Origin of the sequence: Serratia sp. JKS296 (assembly GCF_900215445.1) — a bacterium.
GTDB classification, from domain to species: domain Bacteria; phylum Pseudomonadota; class Gammaproteobacteria; order Enterobacterales; family Enterobacteriaceae; genus Serratia; species Serratia marcescens.
The window spans coordinates 1,477,073-1,490,229 of record NZ_OCMX01000001.1; the positions used below are offsets into that span (position 1 = coordinate 1,477,073).

The window sequence follows — 13,157 nt, forward strand, 5'->3', positions numbered from 1 at the left end:
AAGATGGACTATACGCTCACCCGCATAGACCCGAACGGTGAGAACGACCGTTATCCCCTGCAAAAACAGGAGATCGTCGCCGATCCCCTGGAACAACAGGTTCACCGCACGGTTTACATGGGTAAACTCGAACATGCGCTGCATGACATGGTGAACTGGGGGCGTAAAAACTCTATTTGGCCGTATAACTTCGGCCTTTCGTGCTGTTACGTGGAGATGGTGACGTCGTTTACCGCCGTTCACGACGTGGCGCGTTTCGGTGCGGAAGTGTTGCGCGCCTCCCCGCGTCAGGCTGACCTGATGGTGGTAGCCGGGACCTGCTTCACCAAAATGGCCCCGGTCATCCAGCGCCTGTACGAGCAGATGCTGGAGCCTAAGTGGGTGATCTCGATGGGCGCCTGCGCCAACTCCGGCGGCATGTACGACATCTATTCCGTGGTGCAGGGCGTGGACAAGTTCCTGCCGGTCGACGTGTACATTCCCGGCTGCCCACCGCGTCCGGAAGCCTACATGCAAGCGCTGATGCTGCTGCAGGAATCCATCGGCAAAGAACGTCGCCCGCTGTCGTGGGTTGTCGGCGATCAGGGCGTTTACCGCGCCAATATGCAGTCTGAAAGAGAGCGTAAACACGGCGAGCGCATCGCGGTGACCAACCTCCGGACGCCTGACGAGATTTAAGACGTTCATTTAACGTCCATCTTAGTGCGCTATTGGTTAACACAGCGAAAAGTGAAACTTGCGGCGAATAACCCTTTAGTGTGGTGAAAAAAAATTATGACAGATTTGACGACGCACGACGCCTTGCCTGCCTGGCAGACCCGAGATCACCTTGACGACCCGGTGATCGGCGAACTGCGCAACCGTTTTGGGCCGGAAGCCTTTACTGTTCAGGCCACTCGTACCGGCATGCCCGTGGTATGGGTTAAACCTGACCAGTTACTGGAAGTAATGACGTTCCTGAGAAAACAGCCGAAGCCGTATGTCATGCTGTTCGATCTGCATGGCGTGGATGAACGCCTTCGCACCCACCGCGACGGCCTGCCCGCTGCGGATTTCTCCGTTTTCTACCATCTGATCTCCATCGAGCGCAACCGCGACATCATGCTGAAGGTGGCGCTGTCTGAAAAAGACCTGCACGTGCCGACGGCGACCAAGGTGTTCCCGAACGCCAACTGGTACGAGCGCGAAACCTGGGAAATGTTCGGCATCACCTTCGACGGCCACCCGCACCTGTCGCGCATCATGATGCCGCAGACCTGGGAAGGGCACCCGCTGCGCAAGGACTACCCGGCGCGAGCCACTGAATTCGATCCTTTCGTGCTGACCAAGCAGAAAGAAGATCTGGAAATGGAAGCGCTGACCTTCAAGCCGGAAGACTGGGGCATGAAGCGCGGCACCGAGAACGAAGACTTCATGTTCCTCAACCTCGGCCCGAACCACCCGTCCGCGCACGGTGCGTTCCGCATCATTCTGCAGCTGGACGGCGAAGAGATCGTCGACTGCGTGCCGGATATCGGCTATCACCACCGCGGCGCCGAGAAGATGGGCGAGCGTCAATCCTGGCACAGCTACATCCCGTACACCGACCGCATCGAGTACCTCGGCGGCTGCGTGAACGAAATGCCTTATGTGTTGGCGGTCGAGAAGCTGGCCGGCATCAAGGTGCCCGAGCGCGTCGACACCATCCGCGTGATGCTGTCCGAGCTGTTCCGCATCAACAGCCACCTGCTGTACATCTCCACTTTCATTCAGGACGTCGGCGCGATGACCCCGGTGTTCTTCGCCTTTACCGATCGTCAGAAAATCTACGATCTGGTGGAAGCGATCACCGGTTTCCGTATGCACCCGGCCTGGTTCCGCATCGGCGGCGTCGCGCACGATCTGCCGCGCGGCTGGGATCGCCTGCTGCGTGAATTCCTCGACTGGATGCCGAAGCGTCTGGACTCCTACGTGAAAGCGGCGCTGAAGAACAGCATCCTGAAAGGCCGCTCCATCGGCGTCGCGTCTTACAACGCCAAAGAAGCGCTGGAGTGGGGCGTGACCGGCGCCGGCCTGCGCGCGACCGGCGTGGAGTTCGACGTGCGTAAATGGCGTCCGTACTCCGGCTACGAGAACTTCGACTTCGAAGTGCCGGTCGGCGACGGCACCAGCGACTGCTACACCCGCGTGATGCTGAAGGTGGAAGAGCTGCGCCAGAGCCTGCGCATCCTCGAACAGTGCCTGAACAACATGCCGGAAGGCCCGTTCAAGGCCGATCACCCGCTGACTACGCCGCCGCCGAAAGAGCGCACGCTGCAGCACATTGAAACGCTGATCACCCACTTCCTGCAGGTTTCCTGGGGCCCGGTGATGCCAGCCAACGAATCATTCCAGATGATTGAAGCCACCAAAGGGATCAACAGCTACTACCTGACCAGCGACGGCAGCACCATGAGCTATCGCACCCGGGTACGTACGCCGAGCTTTGCGCACCTGCAGCAGATCCCATCGGTCATCCGAGGCAGCCTGGTTTCCGACCTGATCGTCTATCTGGGTAGTATCGATTTTGTAATGTCAGATGTGGACCGCTAACTATGCATGATCAAAAAGACAATCACGCAGTCAACGATGCGCTCGAGCCCATCAACGCAGCCGCTCCTCAGAGCGGCGTTGATGCATTTGTACTGAGCGCGGAAGAACGTGATGCGATCGAGCACGAAAAGCACCATTACGAGAATCCGCGCGCCGCGTCCATCGAAGCACTGAAAATTGTGCAGAAGCAGCGCGGTTGGGTTCCGGACGGTGCGATTTACGCCATCGCGGAAGTGCTGGGCATCCCCGCCAGCGACGTAGAAGGCGTGGCCACGTTCTACAGCCAGATTTTCCGTCAGCCAGTAGGACGTCACGTGATCCGTTATTGTGACAGCGTTGTTTGTCACATCACCGGTTACCAGGGCATTCAGGCCGCTATCGAGAAGAAGCTGAACATCAAGCCGGGTCAAACCACCTTTGATGGCCGCTTCACGCTGTTGCCGACCTGCTGTCTGGGCAACTGCGATAAAGGGCCGACCATGATGATTGACGAGGACACTCACAGTCAGCTGAAGCCTGAAGATATCGAGACGCTACTGGAGCAGTATCAATGACCAAGCACATTGTACGCACTCCCGAAACGCATCCGCTGACCTGGCGTCTGCGCGATGACAAGCAGCCGCTGTGGCTGGACGAATACCGCAGCAAAAACGGCTATGCCGGCGCAGAGAAGGCCCTCAAAGGCCTGGCCCCGGACGAGATCGTCGGCCTGGTGAAAGATTCCGGGCTGAAGGGCCGCGGCGGCGCGGGCTTCTCCACCGGTTTGAAGTGGAGCCTGATGCCGAAGGACGAATCCATGAACATCCGTTACCTGCTGTGTAACGCCGATGAGATGGAGCCGGGCACTTACAAAGACCGCCTGCTGATGGAGCAGCTGCCGCACCTGCTGGTGGAAGGCATGCTGATCTCCGCGTTCGCGCTGAAAGCCTACCGCGGGTACATCTTCCTGCGCGGCGAGTACATCGAAGCGGCGGCGCACCTGCGTCGCGCTATCGCGGAAGCCACCGAAGCCGGCTATCTGGGCAAGAACATTCTCGGCACCGGATTTGATTTCGAGCTGATCGTGCACACCGGCGCCGGCCGTTACATCTGCGGCGAAGAAACCGCGCTGATCAACTCGCTGGAAGGCCGCCGCGCCAACCCGCGCTCCAAGCCGCCATTCCCGGCCAGCGCCGGCGTCTGGGGCAAGCCGACCTGCGTCAACAACGTCGAAACGCTGTGCAACGTGCCGGCCATTTTGGCGAACGGCGTGGAGTGGTACACCGGCATCTCCGGCAGTGAAGACAAAGGCACCAAGCTGATGGGCTTCTCCGGCCGGGTGAAAAATCCGGGCGTCTGGGAACTGCCGTTCGGCACCACCGCGCGCGAAATCCTGGAAGACTATGCCGGCGGCATGCGCGACGGTCTGCGTTTCAAAGCCTGGCAGCCGGGCGGCGCGGGCACCGACTTCCTGACCGCCGATCACCTCGATCTGCCGATGGAATACGGCGCGATCGGCAAAGCCGGCAGTCGTCTCGGCACCGCGTTGGCGATGGCGGTTGACCACGAGATCGGCATGGTGCCGCTGGTGCGCAACCTGGAAGAGTTCTTCGCCCGCGAGTCCTGCGGCTGGTGTACGCCTTGCCGCGATGGCCTGCCGTGGAGCGTGAAGATTCTGCGCGCGTTGGAAAACGGCGAAGGGCAGCCGGGGGATATCGAAACCCTCGAACAGCTGTGCCGTTCCCTCGGCCCGGGCAAAACCTTCTGCGCCCACGCGCCAGGTGCCGTAGAGCCACTGCAAAGCGCGATTAAATATTTCCGTGAAGAGTTCGAGGCGGGTATCGCCGTGCAGCACTTCGGCAACGCGCATGCGATTGGCGGCATTCAGCCGAACAATCTGCTGAAGCAACGCTGGTAAGCCGACTCGCCCGAACACGGCCAGAATTTTTGATTAACGCCTGCCGCAAGGCAGGCCACTTGGAAGCATGCTGACTATGGCTACGATTCATGTAGACGGCAAAGAGTATGAGGTAGACGGGGCGGACAACCTGCTGCAGGCTTGTCTCTCCCTCGGCCTTGATATTCCTTACTTTTGCTGGCATCCGGCGCTGGGAAGCGTCGGCGCTTGCCGCCAATGTGCGGTAAAGCAATACCAAAACGCGGAAGATACGCGCGGCCGTTTGGTGATGTCCTGTATGACCCCGGCATCCGATGGCACCTTCATCTCCATCGATGACGGCGAAGCGAAGCAGTTCCGTGAAAGCGTGGTCGAGTGGTTGATGACCAACCACCCGCACGATTGCCCGGTCTGTGAGGAAGGCGGTAACTGTCACCTGCAGGATATGACGGTAATGACCGGCCACAGCTTCCGTCGCTACCGCTTTACCAAGCGCACCCACAACAACCAGGAGCTGGGGCCGTTTATCTCGCACGAGATGAACCGCTGCATCGCCTGCTATCGCTGCGTGCGTTACTACAAAGACTATGCGGACGGCACCGACTTCGGCGTGTACGGCGCGCACGACAACGTCTACTTTGGTCGCCCGGAAAGCGGCACGCTGGAAAGCGAGTTCTCCGGCAACCTGGTGGAAGTGTGCCCGACCGGCGTCTTCACCGACAAAACGCACTCCGAACGCTACAACCGTAAATGGGACATGCAGTTCGCGCCGAGCATTTGCCAGCAGTGCAGCATCGGCTGTAATACCAGCCCGGGCGAGCGCTATGGCGAGCTGCGCCGTATCGAAAACCGTTACAACGGCAGCGTGAACCACTACTTCCTGTGCGACCGCGGCCGTTTCGGTTACGGCTACGTCAACCAGAAAGATCGTCCGCGTCAACCGCAGCAGCTGCGCGGCGATGACTGGATCACCCTGAACGCCGAGCAGGCGATGCAGGGCGCGGCGGACATCCTGCGTCAGGCGAAGAAAACCATCGGCATCGGCTCCCCGCGCGCCAGCCTGGAAAGCAACTTCGCACTGCGCGAGCTGGTCGGCGCCGAGAACTACTACACCGGTATCGCTCAGGCTGAGCAATCACGCCTGGCGCTGATGCTGAACGTGCTGAAAAACGGCGGCGTTCATACGCCGGCGCTGCGCGAGATCGAGGATTACGACGCGGTGCTGGTGCTGGGCGAAGACCTGACGCAAACCGGCGCGCGCATCGCGCTGTCCGTGCGTCAGGCCGTCAAGGGGAAAGCCCGCGCGATGGCGGCGGCGCAGCGCGTTGCCGACTGGCAGATCGCGGCGGTGCAGAACATCGGCCAGCACGCCAAATACCCGCTGTTCACCACCAACGTCGACAACACCCGCCTGGACGACATCGCCGCCTGGAACTACCGCGCGCCGGTTGACGAGCAGGCGCGCTTCGGCTTCGCCATCGCTCACGCGCTGGATAGCGCAGCGCCGGCGGTGAACGATCTGGCTGAAGGCCTGAACAAGAAAGTCGATATCATCGTGCAGGCGCTGACCGGCGCACGCAAACCGCTGATCATTACCGGCAGCAACGCCGGCAGCGAAGCCATCATCGAAGCGGCGGCCAACATCGCCAAAGCGTTGAAGGGCCGCGGTGCCGACGTCGGCATCACCTTCGTGGCGGGCGCAGCCAACAGCATGGGCCTGGCGATGATCGGCGGCGGTTCGCTCGATCAGGCGCTGGAACAGCTGGCGAGCGGCGCAGCCGACACCGCCATCGTGATGGAAAACGATCTCTATCGTCATGCGCCGGCGGCGCAGGTGGACGCGGCGTTGGCCAAGGTCAACAACCTGATCGTCGCCGACCACCAGCGCACCGCGATCATGGACAAAGCCAACCTGATCCTCTCCTCGGCCAGCTTCGCCGAGAGCGACGGTACGCTGATCAACCAGGAAGGCCGCGCGCAGCGCTTCTTCCAGGTGTACGATCCGGCTTACTACGACGACGCCAAGAAGAATCAGTTCACCGTGATGCTGGAAAGCTGGCGCTGGATGCACTCGCTGCACTCCACCTACACCAGCCGCCATGTGGACTGGACTCAGCTCGATGACGTGATCGCCGCTTGCGTCGCCGCGTTGCCGCAGCTGCAGGGCATCGTCGATGCCGCGCCGGACGCGACGTTCCGCATTCGCGGTCAGAAGCTGGCGCGTTCGCCGCACCGCTCCAGCGGCCGTACCGCCATGCGCGCCAACATCAGCGTGCACGAGCCGCGTCAGCCGCAGGATAAAGACACCATGTTCGCCTTCTCGATGGAAGGGAACAACAGCCCGCTGGCCGATCGTCAGCAGATCCCGTTCGCCTGGGCGCCAGGCTGGAACTCACCGCAGGCATGGAACAAGTTCCAGGCCGAAGTGGGCGGCAAACTGCGCCACGGCGATCCGGGCGTGCGCCTGATTGAAGCGGGGGAGGGCAGCCTCGGTTACTTCGATCGCGTGCCTGCCGCCTTCAATCCGAACGACGGCTGGCGTGTCGCGCCTTACTACCACCTGTTCGGCAGCGATGAAATGTCGCAGCGCTCTCACGTGATCCAGCAGCGCATGCCGGAAGCCTACGTGATGGTCAACCCGGCCGATGCGGCGACGCTTGGCGTCAACGCGGGCAGCCTGGTGGAGTTCAACTGCGCGGGCCAGACCCTGCGTCTGCCGGTGCGTCTGAGTGAAACCCTGACCCAGGGCCAGGTTGGTTTGCCGCTCGGCTTGCCAGGGATCCCGCCGATCTTGGTGGGTGCTAAGGTAGACAATCTGCGGGAGGCGGCACGATGAGCTGGTTTACCCCTGAGGTGATCGACATCTTGATCGCCATTCTTAAAGCGGTCGTGATCCTGTTGGTGGTCGTGGCGTGCGGGGCGTTCATGAGCTTCGGCGAACGCCGTCTGCTCGGCCTGTTCCAGAACCGCTACGGACCGAACCGCGTAGGCTGGGGCGGCTCGCTGCAGCTGGTCGCCGACATGATCAAAATGTTCTTCAAGGAAGACTGGGTGCCGAGATTCTCCGACCGGGTGATCTTCACCCTGGCGCCGATGATCGCCTTTACTTCCCTGTTGCTGGCATTTGCCATCGTACCGGTCAGCCCGACCTGGGCGGTGTCCGATCTCAACATCGGTATTCTGTTCTTCCTGATGATGGCCGGCCTGGCGGTGTACGCCGTGCTGTTCGCCGGATGGTCGAGCAACAACAAATACTCGCTGTTGGGCGCGATGCGTGCCTCCGCGCAAACCCTGAGCTACGAAGTGTTCATCGGCCTGTCGCTGATGGGCGTGGTGATGCAGGCGGATTCATTCAACATGCAGGCCATCGTTGAATCTCAGGCGCACGTCTGGAACGTCATTCCGCAGTTCTTCGGCTTCGTGACCTTCGCGATCGCCGGCGTGGCGGTGTGTCACCGTCACCCGTTTGACCAGCCGGAAGCCGAGCAGGAACTGGCTGACGGTTACCACATCGAATATTCCGGCATGAAGTTCGGTCTGTTCTTCGTGGGGGAATACATCGGTATCGTCACCGTGTCCGCCCTGATTGTGACGTTGTTCTTCGGCGGCTGGCAGGGTCCGTTCCTGCCGCCATTCATCTGGTTCGCGTTGAAAACGGCCTTCTTCATGATGATGTTCATCCTGATCCGCGCCGCGCTGCCGCGTCCGCGTTATGACCAGGTGATGTCCTTCGGCTGGAAAGTGTGCCTGCCGCTGACGCTGCTGAACCTGCTGGCAACCGCCGCGGTCATTTTGTACAACGCTCAATAAGGGGTGAATAAACCATGACATTGAAAGAGTTAGTGGTTGGTTTCGGCACCCAGGTGCGCAGCATTTGGATGATTGGCATGCATGCCTTCGCCAAGCGCGAAACCCAGATGTATCCGGAAGAACCGGTTTACCTGCCGCCGCGCTACCGCGGCCGCATCGTGCTGACGCGCGATCCGGACGGCGAAGAGCGCTGCGTCGCCTGTAACCTGTGTGCGGTTGCCTGCCCGGTCGGCTGTATCTCGCTGCAAAAGGCAGAACAGAAAGACGGCCGTTGGTATCCGGAGTTCTTCCGCATCAACTTCTCGCGCTGCATCTTCTGCGGCCTGTGCGAAGAGGCTTGCCCAACTACCGCTATCCAGCTGACGCCGGATTTCGAACTGGGCGAGTACAAGCGTCAGGATCTGGTGTACGAAAAAGAGGATCTGTTGATCTCGGGGCCGGGTAAATATCCGGAATATAACTTCTACCGGATGGCCGGTATGGCGATTGACGGCAAAGCCAAAGGCGAAGCCGAAAACGAAGCCAAACCGATCGACGTCAAAGGTCTGTTGCCCTAAGGAGCCAGCAAGCATGGAAATTGCATTTTATCTGGCAGGTTTGATTGCGGTGGCCGCGACGATTCGCGTGATCACCCATACCAACCCTGTGCATGCGCTGCTGTATCTGATCGTCTCGTTATTGGCGATCTCGGCAGTCTTCTTCTCTCTCGGCGCCTACTTTGCCGCCGCGTTGGAAATCATCGTTTATGCGGGCGCCATCATGGTGCTGTTCGTGTTCGTGGTGATGATGCTTAACCTCGGCAACGTGCAGCAGCAAGAGCGCGACTGGATGAAGCCGACGGTGTGGATCGGGCCTGGCCTGCTGTCGCTGGCGCTGCTGGTGGTATTGATCGTTGCGATCCGCAGCGTATCCGATCAGGGCATCAGCGGTGAGATGGTTGACGCGAAGGCGGTGGGCATCAGCCTGTTCGGGCCTTACGTACTGGCGGTTGAGCTGGCTTCAATGCTGCTGTTGGCGGGTCTGGTTGTCGCCTTCCATATCGGCCGCGAGCACAAGCCTGGCGAGGTGCTGAGCAACGCGCCGGTGGGTGGCGAAATGGCGAGAAGAAAATCGGAGGAGCAAGCATGATCCCTCTTCAACACGGCCTGATCCTGGCGGCTATCCTGTTTGTGCTCGGTTTGACCGGGCTGCTGGTGCGCCGCAACCTGCTGTTTATGCTGATCAGCCTGGAAGTGATGATCAACGCTGCGGCGTTGGCGTTTATCGTGGCGGGAAGCTACTGGGGCCAGGCGGACGGGCAGGTGATGTACATCCTGGCGATCAGCCTGGCGGCAGCTGAGGCCAGTATCGGCCTGGCGCTGCTGCTGCAGCTCTACCGTCGTCGTCATACCCTGAATATTGATACTGTCAGTGAGATGCGCGGATGAACCTATTATATTTAACAATTCTGCTACCGCTGATCGGGTTCCTGCTGTTGGCATTTTCCCGCGGTCGTTGGTCTGAAAACACGGCGGCCACCGTCGGCGTGGGTTCTATCGGCCTGGCTGCGCTGGTCACGGTGTATGTGGCGATGGATTTCTTCGCCCAGAAAGCCGCCGGCGTGCAGCTGTTCGAGCAAAGCCTGTGGACCTGGATGGCCGTTGGCAACTTCAATATCGGCGTGACCCTGGTGCTGGACGGCCTGTCGCTGACCATGCTGTCGGTGGTCACCGGCGTCGGCTTCTTCATCCACATGTTCGCTTCCTGGTACATGCGCGGTGAAGAGGGCTATTCGCGCTTCTTCGCTTACACCAACCTGTTTATCGCCAGCATGGTGGTATTGGTGCTGGCGGACAACCTGCTGCTGATGTATCTGGGTTGGGAAGGCGTGGGCCTGTGCAGCTACCTGTTGATCGGTTTCTACTACAAAGATCCGGCCAACGGCGCGGCGGCGATGAAAGCCTTTATCGTCACCCGCGTGGGCGACGTGTTCCTGGCGTTTGCGCTGTTCATCCTCTACAACGAGCTGGGCACGCTGAACATCCGCGAGCTGATGATCCTGGCGCCGCAGAAACTGGCGGTGGGCGATACGGCCATCACCTGGGCGACCCTGATGCTGCTGGGCGGCGCGGTCGGTAAATCGGCGCAGCTGCCGTTGCAAACCTGGTTGGCGGACGCGATGGCGGGCCCAACCCCGGTTTCCGCACTGATCCACGCGGCGACCATGGTGACCGCGGGCGTCTATCTGATCGCCCGCACGCACGGCCTGTTCCTGATGGCGCCGGAAGTGCTGCACCTGGTGGGCATCGTCGGTGCGGTCACTCTGCTGCTGGCCGGCTTCGCCGCGCTGGTGCAGACCGACATCAAGCGCGTGCTCGCTTACTCCACCATGAGCCAGATCGGTTACATGTTCCTGGCGCTGGGCGTGCAGGCATGGGACGCGGCGATCTTCCACCTGATGACCCACGCGTTCTTCAAGGCGCTGCTGTTCCTGTCGTCCGGTTCGGTGATCCTGGCTTGCCACCACGAGCAAAACATCTTCAAGATGGGCGGTCTGCGCAAGAGCATCCCGCTGGTGTACGTCTGCTTCCTGGTGGGGGGCGCGGCGCTGTCCGCGTTGCCGCTGGTCACGGCCGGCTTCTTCAGTAAGGACGAGATCCTGGCGGGCGCGATGGCTAACGGCCACATCAACCTGATGGTTGCCGGCCTGGTCGGTGCGTTCATGACCTCGCTGTACACCTTCCGAATGATTTTCATCGTGTTCCATGGCGAAGAGAAAATCAAAGCGCATGCCGGTAAAGGCATCACTCACCACCTGCCGCTGCTGGTTCTGCTGGTGCTGTCCACCTTCGTCGGCGCGATGATCGTGCCGCCGTTGCAGGGCGTGCTGCCGGAGACGACCGAACTGGCGCACGGCAGCGTGCTGACGCTGGAAATCACCTCCGGCGTGGTGGCTATCGTCGGCATTCTGCTGGCGGCCGCGCTGTGGCTGGGCAAACGCAGCCTGGTCAACAGCATCGCCAACAGCGCGCCGGGTCGTTTCTTCTCGACCTGGTGGTTCCATGCCTGGGGCTTCGACTGGCTGTATGACAAAGTGTTCGTCAAGCCGTACCTGGGCATTGCGAAGCTGCTGCAGCGCGATCCGCTGAACTCGCTGATGAACCTGCCGGCCGTCTTCTCCCGCTGGGGGAACCGCGGTCTGACGGTGAGCGAGAACGGCCAGGTGCGTTGGTATATAGCGTCTATGGGTGTGGGTGCAGTGGTCGTATTGGCTCTGTTGATTTTGGTTTAATTGAATAATTTAAACAGACGCATTTTTCGGGCGTAGCGCCGGGCAGGCGCTACGTACAAAGTTTGAAATTATTCGTATAAGGGACACAAAACGCCATGCTATTACCTTGGCTAATTCTTATCCCCTTTATCGGCGGTCTGCTGTGCTGGCAGCTTGAGCGCTTCGGTACTAAGGTGCCGCGCTGGATAGCGCTGATCGCAATGGGGCTGACGTTGGCGCTCTCTCTGCAGCTGTGGATGCAGGGCGGCTATACATTGACCACGCCGAAAGGCATTCCGCAGTGGCAGAGCGAATTCCTGCTGCCGTGGATCCCGCGCTTCGGCATCTCCATCCACCTGGCGCTGGACGGTCTGTCGCTGCTGATGGTGGTGTTGACCGGTCTGCTGGGCGTGCTGGCGATCCTCTGTTCCTGGCGTGAAATCCAGAAATATCAGGGCTTCTTCCACCTCAACCTGCTGTGGATCCTGGGCGGCGTTATCGGCGTGTTCCTCGCCATCGACATGTTCCTGTTCTTCTTCTTCTGGGAAATGATGTTGGTGCCGATGTACTTCCTGATCGCGCTGTGGGGCCACAAGGCGTCGGACGGTAAAACCCGCATCACCGCGGCGACCAAGTTCTTCATCTACACCCAGGCCAGCGGTCTGGTGATGCTGATTGCGATCCTGGGCCTGGTGTTCGTGCACTACAACGCCACCGGCGTGTGGACCTTCGATTACGAAGACCTGCTGCAAACGCCGATGTCCCACAACGTGCAATATCTGCTGATGCTGGGCTTCTTCATCGCCTTCGCGGTGAAAATGCCGGTGGTGCCGCTGCACGGCTGGTTGCCGGACGCGCACAGCCAGGCGCCGACCGCAGGTTCCGTCGACCTGGCGGGCATCTTGCTGAAAACCGCGGCCTATGGCCTGTTGCGTTTCAGCCTGCCGCTGTTCCCTGAGGCTTCGCACGAGTTTGCGCCAATCGCCATGTGGCTGGGCGTGGTCGGCATCTTCTACGGCGCCTGGATGGCGTTCGCGCAGACCGACATCAAGCGTCTTATCGCCTACACCTCGGTATCGCACATGGGCTTCGTGCTGATCGCCATCTACACCGGCAGCCAGCTGGCTTACCAGGGCGCCGTGATCCAGATGATCGCGCACGGTCTGTCCGCCGCCGGTATGTTTATCATCTGCGGCCAGCTGTATGAGCGTCTGCACACCCGTGACATGCGTCAGATGGGCGGCCTGTGGGGGCGTATCAAGTTCATCCCTGCGCTGTCGCTGTTCTTCGCCGTGGCTACGCTGGGGATGCCGGGTACCGGTAACTTCGTCGGCGAATTCATGATTCTGTTCGGCAGCTACCAGGTGGTGCCGGTGATCACCGTGATCTCCACCTTCGGTCTGGTGTTCGCTTCGGTTTACTCGCTGATCATGATGCAGCGCGCTTACTACGGTGCGCCTAAGTCAGACCAGCCGCTGCAGGGCATGACCGCGCGCGAATTGTTCATCATTCTGCTGCTGGTGGTGTTGCTGGTTCTGCTGGGGGTTTACCCGCAGCCGATTCTGGATACTTCCAACGCGGCGATGAGCAACGTGCAACACTGGTTTGGTTCGTCAGTTTCAGCAATTTCAACAACAAGGCCGTAATTCG

At 60.4% G+C, this 13,157-nt stretch carries 11 protein-coding genes; all 11 read left to right on the top strand.

What is annotated here, in order from left to right:
- Positions 1-3 precede the first annotated feature (3 nt).
- The 11 genes from CRO23_RS07015 to nuoM all read left to right on the top strand — a co-directional run bounded on the left by CRO23_RS07015 (position 4) and on the right by nuoM (position 13,153).
- Positions 4-678: a NuoB/complex I 20 kDa subunit family protein gene (locus tag CRO23_RS07015; RefSeq protein ID WP_004936039.1), complete on the top strand. Its 675-nt coding sequence runs from the start codon at positions 4-6 to the stop codon at positions 676-678.
- 96 nt (positions 679-774) lie between these two features.
- Complete coding sequence (nuoC, locus tag CRO23_RS07020; RefSeq protein ID WP_004936036.1) at positions 775-2,571, top strand: NADH-quinone oxidoreductase subunit C/D; 1,797 nt, start codon at positions 775-777, stop codon at positions 2,569-2,571.
- 2 nt (positions 2,572-2,573) lie between these two features.
- Positions 2,574-3,125 (top strand): NADH-quinone oxidoreductase subunit NuoE, encoded by a 552-nt coding sequence (gene nuoE / locus CRO23_RS07025; protein ID WP_097101615.1) that lies wholly within the window; start codon positions 2,574-2,576, stop codon positions 3,123-3,125.
- Positions 3,122-4,468, top strand: a complete 1,347-nt coding sequence (nuoF, locus tag CRO23_RS07030; protein ID WP_015378579.1) for an NADH-quinone oxidoreductase subunit NuoF — start codon at positions 3,122-3,124, stop codon at positions 4,466-4,468. Before nuoE ends, nuoF begins: the two co-directional genes overlap by 4 nt.
- A gap of 76 nt (positions 4,469-4,544) precedes the next feature.
- Entirely contained in the window at positions 4,545-7,283 is a 2,739-nt protein-coding gene (gene nuoG / locus CRO23_RS07035) for an NADH-quinone oxidoreductase subunit NuoG (RefSeq protein ID WP_089185341.1), read from the top strand.
- Complete coding sequence (gene nuoH / locus CRO23_RS07040; protein ID WP_004936022.1) at positions 7,280-8,257, top strand: NADH-quinone oxidoreductase subunit NuoH; 978 nt, start codon at positions 7,280-7,282, stop codon at positions 8,255-8,257. Before nuoG ends, nuoH begins: the two co-directional genes overlap by 4 nt.
- 14 nt (positions 8,258-8,271) lie before the next feature.
- Positions 8,272-8,814, top strand: coding sequence for an NADH-quinone oxidoreductase subunit NuoI (gene nuoI / locus CRO23_RS07045; RefSeq protein WP_025160170.1), 543 nt, complete (start codon positions 8,272-8,274; stop codon positions 8,812-8,814).
- 13 nt (positions 8,815-8,827) lie between these two features.
- Complete coding sequence (gene nuoJ, locus CRO23_RS07050) at positions 8,828-9,385, top strand: NADH-quinone oxidoreductase subunit J (protein WP_004936018.1); 558 nt, start codon at positions 8,828-8,830, stop codon at positions 9,383-9,385.
- Entirely contained in the window at positions 9,382-9,684 is a 303-nt protein-coding gene (gene nuoK / locus CRO23_RS07055) for an NADH-quinone oxidoreductase subunit NuoK (protein ID WP_004936014.1), read from the top strand. The genes nuoJ and nuoK overlap by 4 nt, the downstream gene beginning before the upstream one ends.
- On the top strand, positions 9,681-11,528 hold the full coding sequence (gene nuoL, locus CRO23_RS07060; RefSeq protein WP_015378577.1) for an NADH-quinone oxidoreductase subunit L: 1,848 nt from the start codon (positions 9,681-9,683) through the stop codon (positions 11,526-11,528). Before nuoK ends, nuoL begins: the two co-directional genes overlap by 4 nt.
- A 95-nt stretch (positions 11,529-11,623) precedes the next feature.
- The gene (gene nuoM / locus CRO23_RS07065; protein ID WP_004936002.1) at positions 11,624-13,153 is read left to right on the top strand and encodes an NADH-quinone oxidoreductase subunit M; all 1,530 of its coding nucleotides are present in this window, start codon (positions 11,624-11,626) and stop codon (positions 13,151-13,153) included.
- Positions 13,154-13,157 lie beyond the last annotated feature (4 nt).